At 73.8% G+C, this 21,877-nt stretch carries 17 protein-coding genes; 8 read left to right on the plus strand and 9 right to left on the minus strand.

Annotated features, from left to right (window positions below):
- Window positions 1-222 precede the first annotated feature (222 nt).
- Entirely contained in the window at window positions 223-1,764 is a 1,542-nt protein-coding gene (locus ACFV3R_RS33245) for an MFS transporter (RefSeq protein WP_385590936.1), read from the minus strand.
- A 629-nt stretch (window positions 1,765-2,393) separates the two neighbouring features.
- On the minus strand, window positions 2,394-4,205 hold the full coding sequence (locus ACFV3R_RS33250) for a glycoside hydrolase family 97 catalytic domain-containing protein (protein ID WP_385590938.1): 1,812 nt from the start codon (window positions 4,203-4,205) through the stop codon (window positions 2,394-2,396).
- Window positions 4,206-4,735: 530 nt separating this feature from the next.
- Here ACFV3R_RS33250 and ACFV3R_RS33255 point away from each other — a divergent pair.
- Window positions 4,736-5,038: a hypothetical protein gene (locus tag ACFV3R_RS33255; RefSeq protein ID WP_385590940.1), complete on the plus strand. Its 303-nt coding sequence runs from the start codon at window positions 4,736-4,738 to the stop codon at window positions 5,036-5,038.
- Window positions 5,039-5,146: 108 nt separating this feature from the next.
- Here ACFV3R_RS33255 and ACFV3R_RS33260 read toward each other — a convergent pair whose 3' ends face one another.
- The 3 genes from ACFV3R_RS33260 to ACFV3R_RS33270 all read right to left on the minus strand — a co-directional run bounded on the left by ACFV3R_RS33260 (window position 5,147) and on the right by ACFV3R_RS33270 (window position 9,245).
- The gene (locus tag ACFV3R_RS33260; RefSeq protein ID WP_385590942.1) at window positions 5,147-5,974 is read right to left on the minus strand and encodes an AroM family protein; all 828 of its coding nucleotides are present in this window, start codon (window positions 5,972-5,974) and stop codon (window positions 5,147-5,149) included.
- Between the two features lie 91 nt (window positions 5,975-6,065).
- Window positions 6,066-7,793 (minus strand): OPT/YSL family transporter, encoded by a 1,728-nt coding sequence (locus tag ACFV3R_RS33265; RefSeq protein WP_385590944.1) that lies wholly within the window; start codon window positions 7,791-7,793, stop codon window positions 6,066-6,068.
- 462 nt (window positions 7,794-8,255) lie between these two features.
- Window positions 8,256-9,245 (minus strand): DUF1177 domain-containing protein, encoded by a 990-nt coding sequence (locus ACFV3R_RS33270; RefSeq protein ID WP_385590946.1) that lies wholly within the window; start codon window positions 9,243-9,245, stop codon window positions 8,256-8,258.
- Window positions 9,246-9,428: 183 nt separating this feature from the next.
- On the opposite strand from ACFV3R_RS33270, the gene ACFV3R_RS33275 reads away from it, so the two are divergent.
- Window positions 9,429-10,244: an IclR family transcriptional regulator gene (locus ACFV3R_RS33275; RefSeq protein ID WP_385590948.1), complete on the plus strand. Its 816-nt coding sequence runs from the start codon at window positions 9,429-9,431 to the stop codon at window positions 10,242-10,244.
- 70 nt (window positions 10,245-10,314) lie between these two features.
- Window positions 10,315-11,049: a dipeptidase PepE gene (gene pepE, locus ACFV3R_RS33280; RefSeq protein ID WP_385590950.1), complete on the plus strand. Its 735-nt coding sequence runs from the start codon at window positions 10,315-10,317 to the stop codon at window positions 11,047-11,049.
- A gap of 381 nt (window positions 11,050-11,430) precedes the next feature.
- Here the strand turns inward: pepE and ACFV3R_RS33285 are convergent, their stop codons facing one another.
- Entirely contained in the window at window positions 11,431-12,000 is a 570-nt protein-coding gene (locus ACFV3R_RS33285; protein WP_385590953.1) for a helix-turn-helix domain-containing protein, read from the minus strand.
- A 220-nt stretch (window positions 12,001-12,220) separates the two neighbouring features.
- On the opposite strand from ACFV3R_RS33285, the gene ACFV3R_RS33290 reads away from it, so the two are divergent.
- Entirely contained in the window at window positions 12,221-13,345 is a 1,125-nt protein-coding gene (locus ACFV3R_RS33290) for an aryl-sulfate sulfotransferase (protein WP_385590956.1), read from the plus strand.
- A gap of 4 nt (window positions 13,346-13,349) precedes the next feature.
- Window positions 13,350-14,699, plus strand: a complete 1,350-nt coding sequence (locus tag ACFV3R_RS33295) for a uracil-xanthine permease family protein (protein ID WP_385590958.1) — start codon at window positions 13,350-13,352, stop codon at window positions 14,697-14,699.
- A 120-nt stretch (window positions 14,700-14,819) separates the two neighbouring features.
- Here ACFV3R_RS33295 and ACFV3R_RS33300 read toward each other — a convergent pair whose 3' ends face one another.
- Window positions 14,820-16,292, minus strand: coding sequence for an MFS transporter (locus ACFV3R_RS33300; RefSeq protein ID WP_385590960.1), 1,473 nt, complete (start codon window positions 16,290-16,292; stop codon window positions 14,820-14,822).
- A gap of 371 nt (window positions 16,293-16,663) precedes the next feature.
- A complete protein-coding gene (locus ACFV3R_RS33305; protein WP_385590962.1) occupies window positions 16,664-17,260 on the minus strand; it encodes a HutD family protein in 597 nt (198 codons plus the stop codon).
- 343 nt (window positions 17,261-17,603) lie between these two features.
- Between ACFV3R_RS33305 and ACFV3R_RS33310 the strand changes: the two genes are divergently transcribed.
- The 3 genes from ACFV3R_RS33310 (at window position 17,604) to ACFV3R_RS33320 (ending at window position 20,007) form a co-directional block, all read left to right on the plus strand.
- Window positions 17,604-18,137, plus strand: a complete 534-nt coding sequence (locus tag ACFV3R_RS33310) for a hypothetical protein (RefSeq protein ID WP_385590965.1) — start codon at window positions 17,604-17,606, stop codon at window positions 18,135-18,137.
- A 101-nt stretch (window positions 18,138-18,238) separates the two neighbouring features.
- Window positions 18,239-19,345, plus strand: coding sequence for a sensor histidine kinase (locus ACFV3R_RS33315; protein ID WP_385590971.1), 1,107 nt, complete (start codon window positions 18,239-18,241; stop codon window positions 19,343-19,345).
- Window positions 19,342-20,007 (plus strand): response regulator, encoded by a 666-nt coding sequence (locus ACFV3R_RS33320; RefSeq protein WP_385590967.1) that lies wholly within the window; start codon window positions 19,342-19,344, stop codon window positions 20,005-20,007. The genes ACFV3R_RS33315 and ACFV3R_RS33320 overlap by 4 nt, the downstream gene beginning before the upstream one ends.
- 177 nt (window positions 20,008-20,184) lie before the next feature.
- On the opposite strand, the gene ACFV3R_RS33325 is transcribed toward ACFV3R_RS33320, so the two are convergent.
- Window positions 20,185-21,570 carry an APC family permease gene (locus ACFV3R_RS33325; protein ID WP_385590969.1) on the minus strand — a complete coding sequence of 462 codons (1,386 nt, stop codon included), beginning with the start codon at window positions 21,568-21,570 and terminating at the stop codon, window positions 20,185-20,187.
- Between the last annotated feature and the right edge of the window lie 307 nt (window positions 21,571-21,877).

Below are 21,877 nucleotides of genomic sequence, written 5' to 3' on the forward strand. Positions count from 1 at the left end.
CCACCCCCCAGGTCATGCCTTCGACAGGGGGCAACAGTCATGCCGGGCCCGGAGGCCAGCGGTCCCATTGCAGGACCGCGAAGAACATAACGGGGCGGACTGCCGCAGGGTGAACGCCCGGAGGGGACGCGTCACGCCCGTGGGGGCGGACGGTGACCACCGTCCGCCCCCACGGGCGTCATGCCGCGGACCGTGCCGCCGCCGCGGTCCGCGGCAGTGCGGTCACCGCACGTCCACCAGCTCACCGGCATCGCTCTCGCGGTAGGTGAAGGGCCGCTGCCCGGCGTGGTGCTCGGCGACCAGGGCGGCCGCCTCCTCCTGCGTGGACACCGCGGGCGGGGAGCCGGCCAGCGGCTTGCGGGCGGTCTCCTGCATGCACGCCACGGCCACGATGCCCACGGCCGCGGCCACCGTCATGTAGACGCCCGGCATCAGGTTGTTGCCCGTGCTGCTCACCAGCGAGGCCGCCACCAGGGGAGTGGTGCCGCCGAAGAGCGAGCCGGCGACGTTGAAGCCGATCGCCAGCGACCCGTACCGCACGTCGGTCGGGAACAGGGCGGGGAGCGCCGCCGACATCGCGGCGAGGAAGGAGACCAGGCACAGGCCCAGGATCATCACGCCCGCGTAGACGGCGACCGTCGAGCCCTGGCGGATCAGCAGGAAGGACGGCACCGACAGCACCACGAAGCCGACCATGCCGGTCATCAGGACGGGGCGCCTGCCCACCCGGTCGGAGAGCTTGCCCACCGGGTGCACCAGGCACATCAGCACGATCATCACCACGACCAGCACGACCAGGCCGTCGGTGGTGCCGTAGTGCAGCTCGTCGGTGAGGTAGGTCGGCAGGTAGGACAGGAGCATGTAGTCGGCGATGTCGTAGGCGGCCACCAGCACCAGGCAGAGCAGCAGCGCCCGCCACTGCGAGGTGATCAGCCGGGTGAGCGGCACCGAGGGCCTGGCGTTCCCGCCGTTCTCGGACGCGACGTCCTGCTCCAGCTTCCGGAAGGCCGGGGTGTCCTCCAGCTTCAGGCGCATGTACATGCCCACCAGGCCCAGCGGGCCGGCGACCAGGAACGGGATGCGCCAGCCCCAGCTGAGCATCGAGGCGTCCGACAGCGTCGTCGAGAGGACCGTCACGAGGCCGGAGGCGGCCACGTAACCGGCCAGCGTGCCGAACTCCAGGAAGCTGCCGAAGAAGCCGCGCTTCTTGTCGGGGGCGTACTCGGCGATGAACGTGGCGGCACCGCCGTACTCACCGCCCGTGGAGAAGCCCTGGAGCACACGGAGGGCCAGCAGGAGCACCGGCGCCCACATGCCGATCGCCGCGTAGGAGGGTATGAGGCCGATGGCGCAGGTGCCCGCCGCCATCATGACCATGGTGAACGCAAGGATCTTCCGGCGACCGATGCGGTCACCGAGCGGACCGAAGACGAACCCACCGATCGGGCGGAGCACGAACGCGGCGGCGAACGCACCCAGTGAGGCGAGTGTCTGGGCGGTGGGGCTGCTGCTGGGGAAGAAGACCTTGCCCAAGGTGACGGCCAGATAGCCGTACAGTCCGAAGTCGAACCACTCCATGGCGTTGCCGAGCGCGGCGGCCTTCACCGCCTGCCGCACCGCCTTCTCGTCCGTGACGGTGACGTCGCAGCGACGCAGCCTGGGGCGGCGGCTGCGCTCGACCAGTCGGAACAGGCCACGATGGCGCCTGAGCGCGGAAGGGTCGAACGCAGTCTCGGTATCCGGGGCCGTTGTGTCCGTAGCCACCTTCGGGTCCTCCTCGGATGGGAAAGTGTCCGGTCGCAAGCGGCCGGACGGTCTCGGGATGCCGCCCGGCTGACTTCCAGGGTTACGGACATCCGGCCCTCGCGCTGTGACGAAGAACCTCCGACCGTTCGGCGGCAAGCCACCCCCTACCCCCTCTTCACCGCTCTGAACTGGTGATTTTCCGGCTGGTGGCAGCGTCGGGGAGAAAATGGCGGAAACCGCTCTTGCCGGAGGCGGAGCGCAGAAGGGGAGCGGGGGCCGTTCGCCCCGTGTTCTCGGGGCGTTCCGGGTCTCCAGGCCGACCGTGCGGCACCTTCCCCGTGAGCCGGTGTGACGTCCGCCACTCCCGGTGGGTGGCCGGCCAGGGGCTCGGGTGCCACGGCCGGGAAGCTGCGGCCCGGAGCCCCGGAACGGAGCCCCGGAACGGGGGCCCGGGACGGGGGCCCGGGACGGAGGCGGGCAGGGATGCCCAGGGGGTCGCCGGCGGCCCGCCGGTCCCCGGGTCTGACGCTGCGGCCCGCCCCTCGGCCGGGAAGGGCGGCCCCCGGGGCGGGCGCCGCCCGTCAGCGCGGGTGGTCAGGCCGGGCGCCGGCTCCGGTCGCGGACCCTGCGCAGGGGACGGACCGGTCTCACCGCACCCGGGTGAGTGCCACGACGTAGCCGCCCCTGCCTCGGACCGGCACGTCGATCACGGACCTGCGGTCCACCTCCCGCTCGTCGCGCACCAGCCCGTCCGCGCCGTCCTCGGTGATCTCCGCCCGCCACCGGCCCTTGCCGAGGAAGCCCAGGGACAGCCGTCGGATGCCTGCGGCGCCGGTCCCGAGGCTGCCCACGAACCACCGGTCGCCGTTGCGCCGGGCGAACGTGGCCTCCTTGCCGGGGTCGCCGGTGAGCAGCTCGGTCTCGTCCCAGGTCGTGGGCACCTGCTTCAGGAAACGCAGCACCTCCGGTCGCTCGTCGTAGGCGGCCGGGGAACCCGCGAAGTCCTGGAAGCCGGACTCGAAGACGACCGAGGTGGCGAGCTCCGCCGCCTCGGTGCCCGGACGGGTCCCGAACTGGAACCCCATCGGCGTGTAGTCCATCGACCCCACCACGTTCCGCGTGAAGGGCAGGATCGCCGTCGACTCGGCGCTCACGTCGCCCTGTTCGGCCCCGTACACCGCCTCCATCGACATCACCTGCGGCCAGGTGCGCTGGATGCCGTGGGGGATCGTGCTGCCGTGGAAGTTGACGAGCAGGTGGTGGGCGGCGGTCTCGCGCAGGATGTCGTCGTACCACTTAAAACGCGCCTGGGAGTCCGACTCCATGAAGTCGATCTTCAGGCCGGCGACGCCCCACTCGTTCATCCGGTTCAGCTGAGTCTGCCGCTCCGCCTCGGTGTCGACGTCCTCGTAGTGCATCCAGAGCAGGATCCGCACACCGCGCTCCCTGGCGTAGGAGACGAGCTCCGGCATCCAGTCGGTGTCCTTCCACCCGTCGTCGACCAGGGCGTACTTCCAGCCGTTCGCCGCCGCCATGTCGACGTAGCGTTTCTGGGCCGCCAGGCTGCGCTGCGTCTCGTGGCCGCCGTCCAGCCAGGACCAGGCCACCACGCCCGGTTCGATCCACGAGGTGTCCGCCACCCGGGACGAGGGCGCCAGGTCGTCGGTGAGGGTGGATTCTGCGACGGTCGCGAGGTCGCCCGTGGTGACGGTCCGCCAGGGGGTGGCGAGCGCCCCCTCGTCCCTCACCCGGTCGTCCGCCAGCCGCAGTTCGTACCCGTCCCGGTCGTGCTCCAGGTGGGAGGCGTCGTAACGGCCGTCGACACCGGACTCGCTGATCATCACGTAGTCCCCGCCGTCGGCTCGGAAGAGGGCCGGGTAGGCGTAGGTGCCGGCTGCCGCGCCGCTCGCGGTGGTCTGCGCGTACGGCCGCTCGTACTGCGGCGTGTACGGGCTCAGCCAGGCCGCCGCACCCGAGGCGGGCCGGTACCCAGAGGTCTCGCCGGTGACCGTGGTGCCGTCGCCGTCGTCGTCGGGGAGCTCGAAGCGGTAGGCGATCCCGTCGTCGGCGGCGCGCACCGTGAGCACCGCCCGGGAGCCGCTCGCGGACCGCAACGCGAAACGTGCCTCCGCCATCCGGACGTGCCGTTCACGGGACTTGCCGACCTTCGTGCGGTATTTCTCGGTCACCGTCCGGTCGCTGCGCCCGGTGACGCGCACGCCGGAGCTGAAGTCGGCCTCGGTCGTGGTGATGCCGAGGGGGCCGGGGTCGAGGACGGTGCGGCCGTGGTGCCCGACGGACAGGTGCAGGCTCCCGGCATCGTCGAGGGTGACCGTCGCCGTGGGGCCGCCGCCCAGTGCGACCTTCCCACCGCTGCCGTGTGGTGCTGCCGTCGCTGCGGTGGGGGAGAGGAGGGCCGCGACGACTGCGGTCGCGGCGAGCGTCACCAGAGAGCGCATGGTGCTCCTTTCGGCGCGGGGCGCCGTGCAACGTGAGACAACGTTGTCGGACAGGCAACCGAAACCCCGCCCAACGCACAAGACCGCGAACCGGATTCGACCCCCGGCCCGGCAGGCCGGCACGAGGGACCGGCGAAGGCGTCGGCGGCCCTGCGAGGGCGGCCCCGGCTGTCCGAGGGGCACCTTCTGCTGCGAGTTCGCCGGTCCCGGTCTCGGCGGGAAGCCGGCGTGGGGGAGAAGTCGGCGTGGTGGCGGCCTGTTCAGGGCCGGCCTGTCCCGGGCCGGCGTGCTGAGCCGCGCAGAGCTGTGGCCTGCTGGGCGCCGGCGCCGGAGAACCACCTGGCGCTCAGGCCGGCGGGAGCGGGCCACCTGGCGCTCAGGCCGGCGGGAGCGGGCCACCTGGCGCTCAGGCCGGCCCGGAAGTCCGCCCGGACGGGTGGTCGATCCGCTGTCGCCACCGCGGAGTCGGCGCCGGACGGGACCCGCAAACGTTCCTGACGGGCTTCCTCACCTGCCCGGACAATCCCAGGGTGGCCATCCTCCAGGTCTCGCTGCTGCCGCCGTTCTTCGACCCGGAGCGCTGCCATGTCGCCTTGCAGGAACTGCTGTTGGGGCTGACCAGGATCGCGGTGGGGGCGGCGGCAACGCGTTCTTCGTCGTGCCGGCCGGGTCCGTCACCGGTTTCTTCGCCCGGCACCCGCTCCCGCAGCGCCTGCACCGCTGTCCAAGGGGGCACCGCGCTGGTGCGTCCTGCCGTCAGGACGGCCACCGAACGGAGAGGGGCGGTGGCTGCCCTGCGCCGGCGGCCGCGACCGGTGGCCGGTGGCCGGTGACTGACGGCCTCGCGCCGAGAGCGGCCACCGCCGGGTGAGTCGACCGGTCGTCAGCCGACGTCACTTGCGGGACGGGCCGGCACCCTCACACCCCGTCTCGCGCCTCGCTCAGTACGGTCCGTCCGCCGTCGGCATCGTCGAGACCGCCGATGCCGCGGCCTCCGCCGCCAGCCGGACGGCCAGGGCCCGGGCCAGCAGGACCGGCACTGCGGGGCCGGCGGAGCGGGCTGCCGCGGCGCGCATGGACTCGGTGTAGCCGATGCAGTCCAGCACCAGCCAGCGGCTGCCGCCGGCGGCGAGGCGGCGGGCGGCCTCGGTGACCGTCTCGTGGGCCTCGGGTGCGTAGGGATCGGCGGGCTCCACGCTCACCGGTCCGGGGAGCAGGCGTGCCCAGCGGCGGCCGGTGTCCTCGCGTTGGGCGGGCAGGGGGCAGATCACGCCGACCGGGTCCGCACCGGCCACCGCGCGCACCCCGTGCTGCACCAGTGGTTCGGCGTAGAGCAGGGGCCGGGACGACGGGACGGGCGGGAAGTTGCCGGTGCACAGCAGCAGGGTGGCGCCCGCCCCGTCCTGCTCGCAGCGGGCGACGGCGTCCCGCATACGGGGGGCCAGGGCCTCGTGGCCGAGCTGTACCGAACGGCCGTCCCGCAGCCGGGAGATCAGCGGCGCCTCACCGGCGACCGGGCCGACCGCGGCGCGCGCGTCTGCCTCGCCGGGGCCCTCGAAGTCGTCGAGGTCGAGGGCGCCGTGCTCCACCGGGCGCAGGCCGCCCAGGTGCGGCCGGACGTCGTCGACAAGGTCGGTACGGGGTGCCTGGCCGATGGTGACCAGGCCCAGGGCGGCACCCCGTGAGCCGGGTGCCGCGGCGGCCGGCGGTGCGATGCGCCCGGGGCCGGCCGGGTGCGTGCCGGGTGCGGTCGGGTCGGTGCTGGTCATCTCTTCCCTCCTGGTGGTCCCGGACGTGCCGGGGTCTGCCTAGGTGGTGCGTGCGCCCGGGCCGCGGGGAGCGCGAGGCGGGCGGAGGCGGTCAGAAGGTCCTGAAGATCTGGCTGACGTCGCTGAGCGAACTGCCCGCCACCAGGCCGGCGCCGACCAGTGCCAGGTCGTTGTCCGCCGCCTCGGCCGCGGCCCGCTCGGCGGCCGCGTCCGCCGCCTTCCTGCGCCGGTACCGCTTCCACACCACGCGGACGAGGAGCGCCGCCAGCACCAGCCAGCCGGCCTGCGGGGTGGCGACGAGCAGGCCGGTGGCGAGCAGGACGCCCATCTGCCGCGAGGAGCCGCCGATCAGCTGGATCAGCGCGCCCGGAATCGCCCAGAGCCCCATCATCGCCAGGGCGTGGCCGTCGGTGAGGCCCGCCTTGATGGTGTCGACGTACACCTGGGCGACGGGGGGCACCCGGCCCTCGGAGAAGAACGGCTTCCAGGCGACGGCCACCACGAGGACCGCCACCGCGAAGCCCACGAGCTGTGAGAGGTACTGCTGCCGGCGGCCGGCCATCTCGTAGGGGTGCCAGGGCACGCCGCCCTTGCGCAGCAGCCAGCCCGCCTTGAAGTCGAAGCCGACGTCCGCGAAGGCCGGGCCGGTGGAGGCGGCGTAGCCGACGAGCAGGGCCAGCGGTACCATCGGGATGCCCAGCACCAGCCCCAGGATCAGGAAGATCAGGGTGACGGCGAAGGCGGGGAACCACCCGGAGTGCATGGCCGCCAACCCGACGATCAGCTGGTGGACCAGTGCGGCGAACCCGGCGAGGAGCACCCAGCCGACCAGTCCGGCCCCGCCCATACCCGACAGGACACCGCCCATGAGGGCGATGACCAGCGCGCCGGCGAGGAAGAGCACCAGCCCTTCCAGCAGGCCGCGGCGGAGCCGGGCCGCGTCCACGGTGCGCACCTCGGGCGCGAAACGCTCCGGCCGCGCGTTCTCCGCGGCGTCACCGGGGGGCGTCCCCTCGGTGGCCGGGCCTTCGGCGACCTCGGCGCCGGTGCTGCCGCGGCTCCGGCGGCTGCGCAGCATCAGCAGGGCCTGCACGAGGGCGACCAGGCCGGCGCCGATCATCACGCCGTGCGGGACGTAGTGCGCCGCGAGGTCGACGTGGAGGAGGTCCGGCGCGTACTGGGCGACCAGCAGGCCGACACCGAACATCAGCAGGGCCCAGATGTTGCCGAGGAAGGCGACACCCGCGGCGCTGGTGGGCAGCTTGAACAGGGCGCCGACGAAGCCGACGAGCGCGCTGACGCCGAGCAGTCCCGCCTTCCGGCCGCCCTCGTCACCGGCCCGGATGGTCTCGGCGGCGGCGATTCCGGCGGGCCAGGCCGCGGTCGCGGGCAGCAGCCGGGAGTCGAAGACGCGGTAGAGGACCCAGCTGTCCACGGCCAGGCCGATCACCGCGCCGCCCAGCATCGGCCAGACCAGGTCGCTGCGGCCCAGCAGGAAGGGCACCGCGATGGGCGTGACCAGGGAGTTGGCCGCGGCGAACGTCGACCCGGAGACGGCGGACTGGACCAGGTTCTGGCGGTTGGGGTCCCGCATGCGGCTCAGCGCGGCGAAGGAGACGCGGCCCACCAGCATGGCGATGAGGGCGCCGATGACCGAGGTGTTGGGCGCGATGCCGAGCGTGGTGATCAGCACCAGGCCGATGACCGCGCCGAGCACGGAGAGCAGCACGGTCACCACGAGCGTGACCGGTTCGAAGGCTCTGGGGTGCCGAGGCGCGCCGGCGTCCGGTGCGGCCTGCGCGGCGGGTGTCTGGCTCATGTCGGGCTCCGTCGACGGGAGGGGCCGGCCCGGGCGCTGCGCTGGGTCCAGGCGGGGCGGGTGCGGTGAGGGGCGTGCGGTGGCCCGGGCCCCGGGGTGGTTCCGGAGCGCCTTCAGTGGACCACTTCGGGGCGGTGGCCGGGGTTCCGGGCCGGTGATGCGCCGGGCCGGGCCGCCGCCGGTCGGGGGCGAGTGGTCCCCGTGGCCCGGGTGGGGGCGTCCGGGGCCCGGTGCTCGCGGTCACGGTCGTGGCCGGGTCCCCGCCGCTCGGACGGGGCGCGCCTGCTGTGGAGACCGTGCGCCGGCGTCGGGCCGGGCCGGGCGTGCCGTCGGGCGGTGTGTGCCGCCGGGGGGAACGGGCCGGTTCGGGTGGGCCGGCCGGAGAGGGGGCCGCTGGGGGTGGGCAGTGGCCGGGCAGGTGCGGCGGAGGGGTGTCGGACGGTCGGCAGGGCGGACGGGCTGTCAGCCCGCGATGTCCTCGGTGGCCTGGAGGCGCGTCATCGGGCCGTAGAGGTCGACGAGGCGGGCGAACTCCGCCGCGTCGTGGAAGCGGGTGGCACCGCGTCCGAACTCCTTGGCGGCCTCCAGGGCGAACCGCCCGGCCGCCGCGATGTCGCTCTCGTGGCTGGCGCCGGTGGCGCAGCCGGCGACGGCGCTTGCGGCGGTGACCGCGAGGCCGACCACCGGGGCGTCGGTGGCCACGCAGGGCTGCATGATCGAGTTGATGTGGTGGACGCCGTTTCCGTACGGCGTGATGTCCTGGGTGGTGATCGGCAGGACGTGCGCGGCCTCACCGGTGACGGTCTCCAGGATGCCCAGCAGGTCGTCGCTGACCCGCAGGATCCAGCCCTGCTTCACCGTCGGGGAGAGGGCGATGCCGCGGTGGTTGAGCAGCCGGTTGCCCTTGGTGGTGTCGATGGAGACCACCGCGTCCATGGCCGGGTCGATCTCGGCGCGGTTGCAGTCGAGGACCGAGACGGGGGAGTCCATGAAGGGCACCGGGTCGTGCGGCCGGGTGGGGGCGTCGGGGCAGACGTGGGTGGAGAGCACCACGTCGCCCTCCAGCACGTCCCCGCGGCCGTACATGTCGAGCAGCTTGGCGGCTGCGGCGAGGGCCGCCACGGCGCCGTCCGCGTCCGAGACCAGGCCGACGCGCTCGGGTCGGGCACCGACGCCACCGAGCCGGCCGAGGATGCCGAGGGTCGGCGCGGAGCCGCCGGAGAGACGGCCGCGGCTGCCCGGGACGGTGACCTTCACGAAGTCGGTGCCGCCCGCGGCGCCCTCGACACGTGTCACGGAGACCTCCACCCGGGAGAGGTCCGGCAGTCCGTCCGTGCCGGCCGCCTGGGCGCGGGAGTTCTCCAGGACGGAACGGAGGTGGCCGGCGAGCAGAGCGCCGTCGGCCTGCGGGCGGTCGAGAAGTTCGACGACTTCCAGGACGTGCTTGAGCACGGGGACTCCTCGCGTGCGCGGTGGTGCGGTGGGACGGGGAACGGCGATGCGGCCCCCACCGGACGCCCGGGACGAAAGTCCGGTCTGTCCGGCGTGTCCGAGCAGAGTGCCCCCCGTATCTCTCAGGGCGCAACCTTTTCTCTCTATATGCAACGCCACCGCTGATAGCGATACAGTGGGCCGGTGACCACTGACCGTGCGCCCCTCCAGACCGCCGACCGCGCCCTCCAGGTCCTCCTCGCCTTCTCCCAGGACCGGGACGAGTGGGGAGTCACGGACCTCGCGGCCGAGTTCGGCTGGGACAAGTCCGTGGCCCAGCGTCTGCTGGCCTCCCTCGCCCACCGGGGCTTCCTGGTGTCCGACGAGGTGACCCGGCGCTACCGGCTGGGTCCCGCCGTCTGGCACATGGCCACCGCGTGGGAGCGCCACTCAGGCATGGCCGGCCTGGTCCGCCCCGCCCTGCGGGAACTGGCCGCCGGCAGCGGAGTCACCGCCCTGTTCGCGGTGCCCGACGGCGCCCACCTGCGCTGCGTGGACTCCGCCGACGGCTCCTTCGGGCCGCTGCGCGCCTACCGGCTCGCCGACGAGCTGTACCCGGGCCACGCAGGCGCGACCTCCCGTGCCTACTTCGGCATGCTCACCCCGGGGGCCCGGGCCGGACTGCTCTACGACCGCCCGATGGCCCGCTTCAGCGAGCTGACGGTGACCGACCCGGCGGTCCTGGAGGAGCTGATGGTCCGCGTCCCGGTGGACGGCTACGCGTACTCCGAGGGCGAGTACGACCCGGCCACCGCCGGACTTGCCGTGCCGGTGACGGTGCACGCGCAGCCCGTCGGCACGGTCAGCCTGGTCGGTCCGCACGAACTGCTGCGCGGCCCGAGCGAGGAACTGCTGCGCCGGCTCCGTGCCGCCGCCGAGACCCTGGGCGAGCTGCTGGCTCCCCGCCGGGGGCGCTCCCCGGGCGGCCCGCGCGAGACCGGAGCCGCCCGGCGCGGCTGACCTCGTCGTGCCGCCGTCCCCCACCAACCGCCGGTCCGCCGACCGGCCGACACAGAAAGCCCGAGACCGCATGAAGCTGCTGCTGCTCTCCAACTCCACCGCCCCCGGCCACGCCTACCTGGAGCACGCGCGCGAGGCGATCGCCCGGCACCTGCACGGTGTCGAGGAACTGCTGTTCGTGCCCTATGCGTTGGCCGACCACGACGGGTACACCGCGAAGGTCGCCGCCTTCATGGCGGACCTCGGCATCGGCGTGCGCGGGGTGCACACCGGGGACCCGTGCGAGCTGGCCGCCGGCGCCCAGGCGGTGTTCGTCGGCGGCGGCAACAGCTTCCGGCTGCTGCGCGCCCTGCACACCACGGGCCTGCTCGGGACGCTGCGGGAGCGGGTGAGGGCCGGCGTGCCGTACATGGGGTCGAGCGCCGGCACCAACATGGCCTGCCCCACCCTGCGCACCACCAACGACATGCCGATCGTGCAGCCGCCCTCCTTCGAGGCGCTGGACCTGGTCCCGTTCCAGATCAACCCGCACTACCTGGACCCCGCGCCGGAGAGCTCGCACATGGGCGAGACCCGCGAGGAGCGGCTGGAGCAGTTCCTGGAGGAGAACGCGGTGCCGGTGCTCGGGCTGCGCGAGGGCACCTGGCTGGTGCGTGAGGACGAGCGGCTGGAACTGTCCGGCGTCGCTGCCGGTGCCCGCCTGTTGCGCCGGGGTGCCGCGCCGGTCGAACACGGGCCGGGCACCGACCTGAGCGAACTCCTCGCCACGCAGGCGCGGTTCGACGTGGGGCCGGACGCCGCCTGAGGCCACCGCCACCGGGCAGGACGGTACCGCCGGCTGCGGCCCGCGCGCAGAGGCGCCGGCGGTGCCCTGCGCGTTCGGGACGGGGAGCTCCCGCTCGGCCCCGCCGCGCCACCGCCGGGGTGCGTACGCGTACCAGGCCCGGTGCGCGCGCGGTGGGGCCGAGGGCTGTGCCGCCCGCCCGGGAGTCCCGGCAGGTCGCGCCGGGAGCTGCTCGGGGCCGCGACCGGACCGGCGCGCCCGGCCCCGAAGTGCTCCGCACGTGATGCGGCCGGGACCTTTCCTGCGCCTGATCACTCGGCATGCCTGCCCGGCCGCATGCCTGCTCGGCCGTTACGCCTGTTCGCGCGTCAGGCCTGCTCGTTCGTTGTGCCTGTTCGTGCGTCAGGCCTGCTCGTCCGTCACCATGACGTGGTCGGAGATCCCCACCACCAGCACCCTCGTCCCGCTCTGCAGCGCTCGCCACCGGTGTCGCACGCCCCCGGCGCAGTACAGGGTGTCGCCGCGGTCCAGCCGGTGGAACTCCTCGCCCGCCTGCACCTCCACCGCCCCGTCGGCGACGTGGAGGACCTCGTCGTTGCGGTGCCGGAAGCTGCGCTCCCAGTCGTGCTGCCCGGTGAACTCCAGGGCATGCAACTGGTGGTGACCGCGCACCAGGGGGCGCATCCGTCCCTCTTCCGACGGGTTCCCCTGCCCCGTGCCGCCGGCGGCCTCCCGGACCGAGGCGGAGTCCGCCCGCACCACGTCGACGCGGCGGGCGTTCTCCGTGGTGGCCAGCAGCTGGACCGCGCTGGTCTCCAGAGCGTCGGCGATGCGCTGGAGGGACCCCATGCTGGGCCGGGCGCGCTCGTTCTCGACCTGGCTGAGGAAGGGGGCCGAGAGGCCGGAGCGGGCGGCCACCTCGGCAAGGGTCAGCTCCAGAGCGCGGCGCCGCCGGCGGATGCTCGGCCCCACCACGGGACTCTCGGCCGGGCCCGACCCGTTCACCGTGCACCGCCCGGCGTCCTGCCGGAAGCCATCTCCACCACGTCCACCTGCGCCTTTGCCGAGTGTGCCGACCGTCCTGGGCACGACCCTACCGCGGAGGTTAACCTGTTTGATGTAATCAAAAAAAGTTTGACACTGCGGCGGCGCAGGGTGCTGCGACCGACCGCCAGGCCCGAGGAGTCCCCCCATGCCCGCCGTCGACCAGAACCTGCGCCGCCGCCGCGGCACCGGCCTCATCGCACTGGACGAGGACCGCAGCTACGGCGGCTACACCCTCTACGCCCCCCTCACCGGCTCCGGGCAGGTCTACCTCGTCGACATCCGCGGTGAGGTCGTCCGCCGGTGGGACCTGCCGCACCGCCCCGGCCGGCACGCGCGGATCCTGCCGAACGGCAACCTCGCCTACAACGGGGTCCTGCCGGACGAGCCGGCGCTGTTCCCCATGTGGCACAAGTACCGCGGCGGTGTGATGCGGGAGTACACCCCCGACGGCGCCGTTGTCCGTGAGCACCTCGACCGCTTCCAGCACCACGACGCCAACCACCTGGGCGACGGCCGCATCCTCTACGCCGCCCTGGAACCGCTGACCGGCGCGGAGGCCGCCGCCGTACGCGGGGGCGTCGCCGGTTCCGAGCCGGACGGCGTGGTGTGGGCCGACACGATCAAGGAGGTGGACGCCGCGGGCGCCACCACCTGGGAGTGGCGGGTCGCCGACCACCTGGACCGCGCGCTCTTCCCCCTGCACCCGGACTACTCGCGCGAGCACTACCCGCTGATCAACAGCGTCGCCGAACTCCGCGACGGCAACATCCTGGCCAGCCTGCGCAGCGCCTCGGCCGTCATCGTCATCAGCCGGGAGAGCGGCGAGGTCCTCTGGCGCACCCGGCCCGGCGTGGTCTCCCAGCAGCACCACCCGACCGAGTTGCCGAACGGCAACTTCCTGGTCTTTGACAACGGCGTCTTCCGCCCCGGCTGGGACGTCCCCTTCTCCCGTGTCATCGAGATCGACCGGGGCAGCGGCGACGTCGTCTGGGAGTACCACGACCCCGCCCGCGAGGCGTTCTTCGCGCCCTTCATGGGCAGCGCGCAGCGCCTGCCGAACGGCAACACCATGGTCACCGACTCGCCGGCCGGCCGGCTCTTCGAGGTGACCGCGGACGGCTACCTCTGCTGGGAGTACGTCGTCCCCCACTTCGGCGGGTACCAGGAGGCCGAGGTCCGCAAGCTCTTCCCCGCCGAGCCCAACGCGGTCTTCCGTGCCTACCGCTACGCGGCCGGTGAACTGCCCTGGCTCGACACCGGGAAGGGGTGACCCCGTGGCCTCCCCGCCCCCGGCGCCGAGCGCCCCGGCCCCCGCGCCGGTCGACGAACGGCTTCCGCTGTCCCGGTTGGCCCCGCTGGCCTGCCAGCACCTGCTCGCCGGGGTCGCCGCGCCGATCTCCTCGGTCGTCCTGATCGCCTCGACCCTGGGCCTGTCCGGCGGCCGGACCGCCTCCCTGCTCAGCGCCACGCTCGTGCTGTGCGGCGTCGGTGCGCTGCTCCAGTCGCTCGGCGTCGGCTCCCTGCGGGTGGGGGCACGGCTGCCGTTCCTCATGCTGCCGGGCGGTGCCGCCGTGTCGATCTTCCTCCGGATCGCGCAGGAACGCGGGCCCGCGACAGCCGGCGGGGCCGTTCTGGTCGCCGCGGTGTTCCTGCTGCTCGTCCTGCCGTTCTACGGCCGACTGGTGCGGTTCTTCCCGCCGTTGGTGATGGGCACGACGGTGGTGCTGATCGGCGTCAACATGGTGAAGGTGACGGCGCCGCTGCTCGCCTCGGGGCCGGGGATCGGCTTCGGCACGCTCGGCGTCACCGCGCTGTTCTTCCTGGTGCTGCGCGGCGTGTGGCGCCAGATGTCCGTGCTGTTCGGCATGGTGGCGGGCACGGCGCTGGCCGCGGTGACGGGGACCGGCCTCCGGGTGGGGGGAGGCGGAATGCTGGCGCTGCCGGACCTCCTGCCGTACGGGCGGCCGCACTTCGACGTGGTGGCGTCGATCCCCCTGCTGGTGTTCGCCCTGGCCTCACTCGCCGAGGCGACCGGCCAGACCGTACTCAACAGTGAGGCGGTGGGGCGTGCCCCGGACCCCGGACGTGACGTGCCCCGCACCGCACGGGCCGACGCCGTCGTCTCGCTCCTGGCGGCGCCGCTCGGCATGTCGCTGATGGTGACCAGCGCGGAGAACATCGGCATCGTCCAGCTCACGCGCGTGCGGAGCCGGTTCGTGACGGCCGGTGCCGGGGTGCTGCTGGTGCTGTGCGGGCTGCTGGCCCCGCTCACCCGCGTACTCGCGGCGATCCCCGAACCGGTGGTGGGCGCCTCGGGGATGGTCATCTACGCGGTGATCGCCGTGATGGGCTTCGCCATGCTGAGCCGAGTGGACCTCTCCGCCGGCTCGGACGGCACGGTGGTGGCGCTCGCCCTGTGCGCCGGCCTCCTGCCGATCCTCGCACCCAACCTCTACGCGGGGATGCCGTCGTGGGCCCGCACCCTGTTCGGCAGCGGCGTCGCGGCGGGAGCCGTGGCCGCGGTGGTGCTCTCCGCGGTGTTCGCGCGATTCGGCCCGCGGCCCGAGGCGGAGGACCGGGCGGAGCCGGGGGTGGGCATCGCGGCGGTGGACGGCGCCGGGTGAGGCGGCGCCGGTGAGGCGGAGAGGCCGGCGTGCCCGGCTGCGGCGCACCGCACGCCGGCGGCGACCGGCTCCGCACCGGTGCCACGGCCCGGCCGGGAACGGGAACCGGGCCCCGCCCGGTCAGGTACCGGCCGCCCCGGCCCGCTCCTCCGCGTCCGCGTCGAAACCGACCGGCTCCCAGCGCTTGACCAGGAGCGCGACCAGGCCGAGGACGGGCGCACCGAGGATGACCCAGAACACGTCCGTGCCGAGGCCGCTGCTGAGGATGGGGAAGAAGAACAGCGTCAGTGTCGAACCGAGCCGCAGCACGGCCTGGTTGAAGCCGATGCTGACACCGCGCATCGAGGTCGGGAAGCCCAGTGAGGCGTAGCTCATGATGTGCGCGCCGGGGCCGAAGCCCTGGGCGAACATGAAGGCGCCCAGCATCAGGATGCCCGCCGTCACCACGGCCGTCCCGGACGGCTCCCCGATGAGGCCCAGCGCCACGACGGCGACGAACTGGATGGCGAAGCCCAGCGTCATCATCGGCCAGGCACCCCGGGTCGAGGCCCAGCGGATGCCGAGCAGCCCACCGGTCAGGGCGAAGACCAGGTTCAGGGCGAAGGAGGAGGCGATCGTGGTCAGCGGGCCCTGCGTCATCAGCGTCGCGATGATGATCGGCAGTCCGAACGCGACGGCGTTGTACCCGAAGGTCTCGGCCACCCCGACGGCCACCGACTGGATCGTCCGCGCCCGGTAGGGCGGGGTGAAGAGCCGGCCGTAGGCGGCGAGCCCCGGCCGGGGCGGGCGGGGCGCCACCGCGGGCACGTCCTCGGCGACCTGCGCGTCCACGCCGTAGGACTGCCGCAGAATGCCCGCCGCAGCCTCCAGGTCACCCTGGTCGGCGGCCCAGGTCGGCGACTCGTTCATGTAGCGCCGGCGCAGCAGCAGCACGACCAGCGCGGGTACCGCCCCGAAGCCGGCGGTGAACCGCCACAGCCAGCCCAGGTGGGCGTCGGGCAGGGCCAGGTACAGCAGCATGATCACCAGGTAGCAGCCGCTGGTCGCGGAGTACCAGGCGGGCGACCACGCGGCGGTGCGCGAGCCCTTGCTGGCCTTGCCCCGCAGCCGGGAGAACTCGGCGAGGAAGGCGATGGCAACCGGGATGTCCATGCCGACACCGATGCCCATCACGAAGCGCGCGGAGATCAACGTCCACGCGTCCTGCGCCAGCGCGCACACCAGCGCGGTGACGACGAAGAAGAACATGTTGGCCATGAAGACCCGGTAGCGGCCGACACGGTCCACCAGCCAGCCGCCGAGCAGCGCCCCCAGCAGCGAACCGACGCTGATCGAGGCGGTGACCAGCCCGGCCATGGCGGAGCTGAGCCCGAACTGCCGGGTGATGTCCGGCAGGCCGTAGGCCAGGGAACTGAGGTCGTACGCGTCGAGGAAGATGCCGCCCAGCGCGATGATCACGATCATGCGGGCGTGGCGCCCGCGCGCGGTACCCGAATTGACCAGGTCGGAGACGTCGGCCGCGCAGCGGATCAGCACCGGGCCGGACGCCGCCTTCGCCGAGGTGGCGGCGGGCGGGGGAGAGGTGGAACTCACGGGCGCCTTCCGGTGCGGTGCAGAAACGTTCCGGGAAATCGTAAGCACCACTCCGCTTGTGAACGCACTGCTGTCCGCATACCGGTCACCGGTGTGGACGCCGTCGTCAGTCCGCTCGCCGGGGAGGGGCGGTGTCTGCTGCCCTGCCGGCGGGACGGGAGAGGCAGGGGCCGGGCGGCGGCCGGGGGCCCCGGCCGGTTCCGGGGGCCGCGGCGGGCTCCGGCTCCGGAACCGGCGCCCTGCACGGCGCAGCCCCCGGACCGGACGGGAGCCGCCCCCGGGGCCGCCACCGCAGAGCGATGCGCACGGCCCAGCAGGGGGGAGACGGCAGCGGTCCGAAGGCGGGCGGGCGTCGTCGCCGGCCTCAGCCGTCACCGCCGCGCAGTGATCCTCATCTCGGCCACCGTGCCCTCGCCCCGCAGCAGCAGCGCTCCGGGACCTTCGTGACGGACGCAGTCCAGACGCCCGAGCGCGGATTCCCGCCCGTCCGGTGCGCCGGCGGTGACCCCCTCGGTGACGGCCATGACGAGCAGGGTCTCGCCCGTGGCGCACGTCACCTCCGTGCCCGCTGCGCCGGCTACGCCGACCATCCGCACCTGTGCCCTCGCCCGGCCCCGGCGCGTCATGACGTTCATGTCGCGGACCGCCCCTGCCGCCAGCCGGCAGTCCGTCGCCGCGTCACCGGAGAAGGCGAACGGACTCAGCGGCTCGACCGGGTGCGGGGTCCCGTCCACGGTCAGCACCATGCCCTCGCCCTCGACCAGGGTGATCACGCGGTCGATCCCGGGGAAGGCGGAGAAGGGCCCGCCGGCGTCCACGTCCGCGACACTCACCCGCCAGTCGAAACCGTCCACCGGCTCGGCCGAGGCCGCCTGCACGACACCCGACGCGACCTCCCGGGTCGTACCGCCGCCGTTCTTCCACGGCATGCTGCGGTACGCGTCCCAGCGCAGCACCTCACAGCCCATCCGGCACCGCCTCCTTCCTCTCCCGCCGGTCCGGTCCCCCTCCACGGCGAACCGCCTCACCGGCCTGCCACTCCTCGGGCCGCGAGCCCGGAAGCATGATCATCGAACTCCGGCCACCCTACGGCCGTGCGATGTCCGGCCCCGGGGCGGGAGCGGGTGCCCGGCGGGGCCGGCGAACCACCCTGCCCGGCGTCCTGGGGCGCCACCGTCCCCTCCCCGCCACCGCCGTCTCGGCCGGCTGCGGGACGGCGGCCGGGTGGACCTCCGGGCGGCGCAGTTCTCCACCCCCGGTTCCACCCGTGGGTCCAGGTGCCGCGCGGCTCGCCGCAGCAGGCTTGAGGACATGACAGCAACCGAGTGGATCACCGACACCGCGCTCCTCCTCGTCGTCTTCCGGCAACTGCGGGAAGGCCGCCTGGACCTGAGGACCTTCCTCATCCCGCTGGGGATCGTGGCCTTCGTGGCCCACACGTACCTGGACTCTGTTCCCACCGCGGGCAACGACCTGGTGCTGGTCGGAGCGTTCGTGGGGGTGGGCGCCGTGCTCGGCGTCGCCGGCGGTGCGTACACCCGGATCCGGACGCTCGGCGGACACCTCCTGATCAAGGCTGGGGCGGTTTCGGCGACGCTGTGGGTGCTAGGAATGGGCGCCCGCATGGGCTTCCAGCTGTGGGTCGAGCACGGCGGAGGCGCCGACGACGTGGCCCGGTTCAGCCTCGCCCACCACATCACCGGCGACCAGGCGTGGGTGGCGGCGTTCGTCCTGATGGCTCTCACCGAGGTGGTCACGCGGCTGGCCACGATCTTCCTGCGCAGCCGGCTGGTCCCCCGCGAGCAGCCGGCCCCCACGGCGCACCACCTCCTGGCCCGACCGTGAGCTATGGTCTGGCCGTGCCCCCAGCCGAGCCTGCCGCATCTCCAGGGCCGGTGCCGCACCGCCTGGCCGAACCGCAGTCGATGCCGAGAGCGGACCCCCGGTTGCAGTGGGCCCTGGCCGTGGCCGTCATCGTCGCCGGGGTCGTGACGATCCGGCCGATGGGCTTCCGCGGGCAGGGCCTGGCAGTGACCGTCCTCTTCACGCTCAACTGCGCGGCGCTGCTGGCCCGCGGGCTGCCCGAGGCCCGGGTCACCGAGCGGGCCGCCGTCCTGTGGCTGTCGCTCGGGATTGTCGCCTCGGCCGCACTGATCGCCGCCGGCCGCGAAGGATCGACCTACCTCTTCGCCTTCTTCCTCGCCGGTCACTGCGGGTACCGGCTCCGGACCAAGCCGGCCGTCGTCCTCGCACTGGCCTGCAGCCTGCTGTGCGGCGCCGTCCTGTACTTCCGTCTCGGGCCCGGTCACCTCCTGCTGCCCTGGGCACTCGGCCTGGTCACCGGCGCCCCGGTCCTGGGCGGGATCGTCAACCGGAGCCACCGCCAGGCGGTGCGGTCGGCGCTCCGGGAGGCTCAGTCCGCCGAGCGCGCGGCCCGGGCCGAGGCCCAGGCCGCGGTGCTGACCGAGCGCAGCCGGATCGCCCGGGACGTGCACGACGTCCTGGCGCATTCGCTGGCCGGGATCAACATGCAGCTCGAACTGGCCGACGCGCTGCTCGACACCGGTGACCTGGAGAGGGTCCGAGAGGCCAACGGCAAGGCCCACAGCCTCGTCAAGGAGAGCCTGAAACAGGCGCAGTGGACCGTCCACACCCTCCGCGAGGACTCCCTGCCGCTGGTGGGGAGCCTGACTGCGATGCTGGAGTCGTCCGGCCACCGCGACGCCCTCGCCGTCAGCGGGACCGTCCAGCAGGTGCCGGCGCAGGTTGCCCACAACCTCCTGCGGATCGCGCAGGAGGCACTGACCAACGCGGCCCGGCACGCCCCCGGCGGCGACGTCGGCGTGGAGCTGACGTTCGCCGCCGCGTCGACATCGCTGAGGATCCGCAACCGTGCCGCCACCCGCCCGGTGGACGCGGGCACCGGCAGCGGGATGGGACTGATCGGGATGCGCGAACGGGTGGCCCTGCTGGGCGGAACCCTCACCGCGGGCCCGGTCACCGAGGGCCCCGACCAGGGCGGCTGGCAAGTGGAGGCAGTGATCCCGCGATGAGCGAACCGTACGCAGAACCAAAGACGTTGAGGGTCGTCGTCGCCGACGACCAGGCCGCCGTCCGGGAGCCGCTCGCCGCCGTGCTCGGGCTCTCCGAGGACATCGAGGTGGTCGCCGCAGCAGCAGACGGGAACGCCGTCCTGACCGCGGTCGCCGCCGAGCCGGTGGACGTGGTGCTGATGGACCTGAGGATGCCCGTACTCGACGGGATCGAGGCGACCCGCAGGCTCAGCGGGGAACACCCCGAAGTGGCCGTGGTCGTCCTCACCACCTTCGCCGACGACGAGTCGATCCTGGCCGCGCTGAGTGCGGGTGCCCGCGGCTACCTGACGAAGAACGCGGGACGCCAGGACATCGTCCGGGGGATCCGGGCCGCCGCCGCGGGCCAGTCCGTTCTCGACCGCGAGGTCCAGGACCGGCTGCTGGCCACCGTCCGTGCCGAGCCCACGGCTGCCCGGGGCGCGCTGCCCGCGGACCTCACCCCCCGGGAACGGGAAGTGCTGGCTGCGATCGGCCAGGGTCTGCCCAACCGGGCCATCGCCGAGAAGCTCTTCATCAGCGAGGCCACCGTCAAGACCCACATCAACAACCTGTTCGCCAAGGCGGACATCCGCGACCGGGCCGACGCCGTGCGCCGCGCCATCGCGGCCGGCCTCGCCTGACCCGCCACGACGGGCGCAGAGCGAGGGCGGGGCCGGACCGGCCGGTGAGCCGCCGCGAGCCGGTGCCCGGCACCCGGTGCGAGGCTCTCGCCGCTCACCGCCAGGGCACCGGGTGGGGACCGATGCCCTGCGAGGTCGCCCGTGCCCCTTCCGCCGCGAGCGACGGGGAGGGGCCGCTCACCCCTCCGGCACCAGGGACGGTCCTGAGGTTCCGTCGCCCGAGGGGTCCCCACCGGCGCCCCGGGACTCGTCCGCCCGGCGACGCCGGCCGGCGAAGACGGCGAGCAGGACGCCCACGGCGATCACGATCGAGCCGCGCAGCCACACGGCGCCGTCGACCTGGGTCGCCAAGCCCACGCAGGAGAGCGCGCCGAGGGCGGGAACCACCGCCGGGGCGCGGAAGTGGTCACGCCCGGACGGCCGGCGTCGGAGCACCAGGACGGCGGTGTTGACCACGAAGAAGACCACGAGGAGCAGCAGGACCAGCGTGGAGGCGAGGACGGCGACCGAACCCGTCAGCGCCAGCAGCAGTGAGAGCAGGGTGGTGAGCACCACGGCAGCCCACGGGGTGCGGCGTCCGGGCAGTACGCGGACGAGGAAGCGGGGCAGGAGTCCGTCGCGCGCCATGCCGAAGGTCAGGCGCGAGGTCATGATCCCGGTGAGCAGGGCTCCGTTGGCGACCGCCACCAGGGCCACCGCGCTGAACACCCACAGCGGCACCCCGCCGGCCGCGCGCACGACCTCCAGCAGCGGGCCGCTGCTGGAGGTCAGCGTGTGCGTCGGCACGGCCGCCACGGCGACGCTGCCGACCAGCGCGTACACCACCCCCGCGGTCAGCAGGGCGCCGAACAGGGCACGGGGGTAGGAGCGCCGCGGGTCCCGGGTCTCCTCGGCGACGTTGACGGACGTCTCGAACCCGACGAACGAGTAGTAGGCCAGCACGGCCCCGCCCAGCACGGCGGCCACCGGGCTGCTGCCACCCGTGCCGACCCGGCCGAGCCGCCCCACGTCACCGTCCCCCCGCGCCAGCACCCACAGGCCCAGCCCGACGACCAGCAGCAGACCGCCGACCTCCACCAGCGTGGCCCCGGCGTTGGCCCGGGTGGACTCGCTGATGCCCCGCAGGTTCAGCAGCGCCAGGCCACCGAGGAACACCACGGCCACCAGCGCGGTCGGCAGCGTCACGAACTCGGCAAGGTAGTCGCCTGCGAACCCGCGGGTCAGGGCGGCGACCGAGACGACCCCCGCCGCCAGCATGCAGAACCCCGTGAAGAAGCCGACGTACGGGCCGTAGGCGAGCCCGGCGTAGTGCGAGGCCCCACCGGCCCGCGGGTACCGGGTGGCCAGCTCCGCGTAGGAGGCCGCGGTGAGCAGCGCGAGCGCCAGCGCGACCAGCAGGGGCAGCCACACCGCCGGCCCCGACTCCGCGGCCACCTGCCCCACCAGCACGTACACCCCCGCTCCCAGGACGTCGCCGAGGATGAAGAAGTACAGCAGCCGAGTGGTCAGGGTCCGTTTCAGCGGTGAGGAGAGCCCTGCCGGGGAGTCAGGGGTGAGGTCCATGGGGTCAGGGTGCCCACCGACCGACAAAACAGTGGTGCGCCACCTGCGTGAGTGCTGCCGGCCGCTCCGCCGGTGCCGGCCGGAGCCGCCTGGTGCGCGCCGACGCCTGCCGGGCCCGCTCCCGCTCCGGTCCGCACGCGTGCGCTGCGGCTCGCCGGCGCCGGGGGCCCGCCCCGACAGGGCCCGCGGTAACGGCGGGACCGGGAGGCCTGCGCCGGCCGATGCCCACGAACGCCGGCCGGCAGGCTCCTGGCACGGGCCCCGACCGGCGGCACCGGCGGGGGACGCCGGCGCCGGCGTTCCCCGC

Source organism: Streptomyces sp. NPDC059740 (assembly GCF_042733155.1).
In the GTDB taxonomy this organism is placed as follows: Bacteria; Actinomycetota; Actinomycetes; order Streptomycetales; family Streptomycetaceae; genus Streptomyces.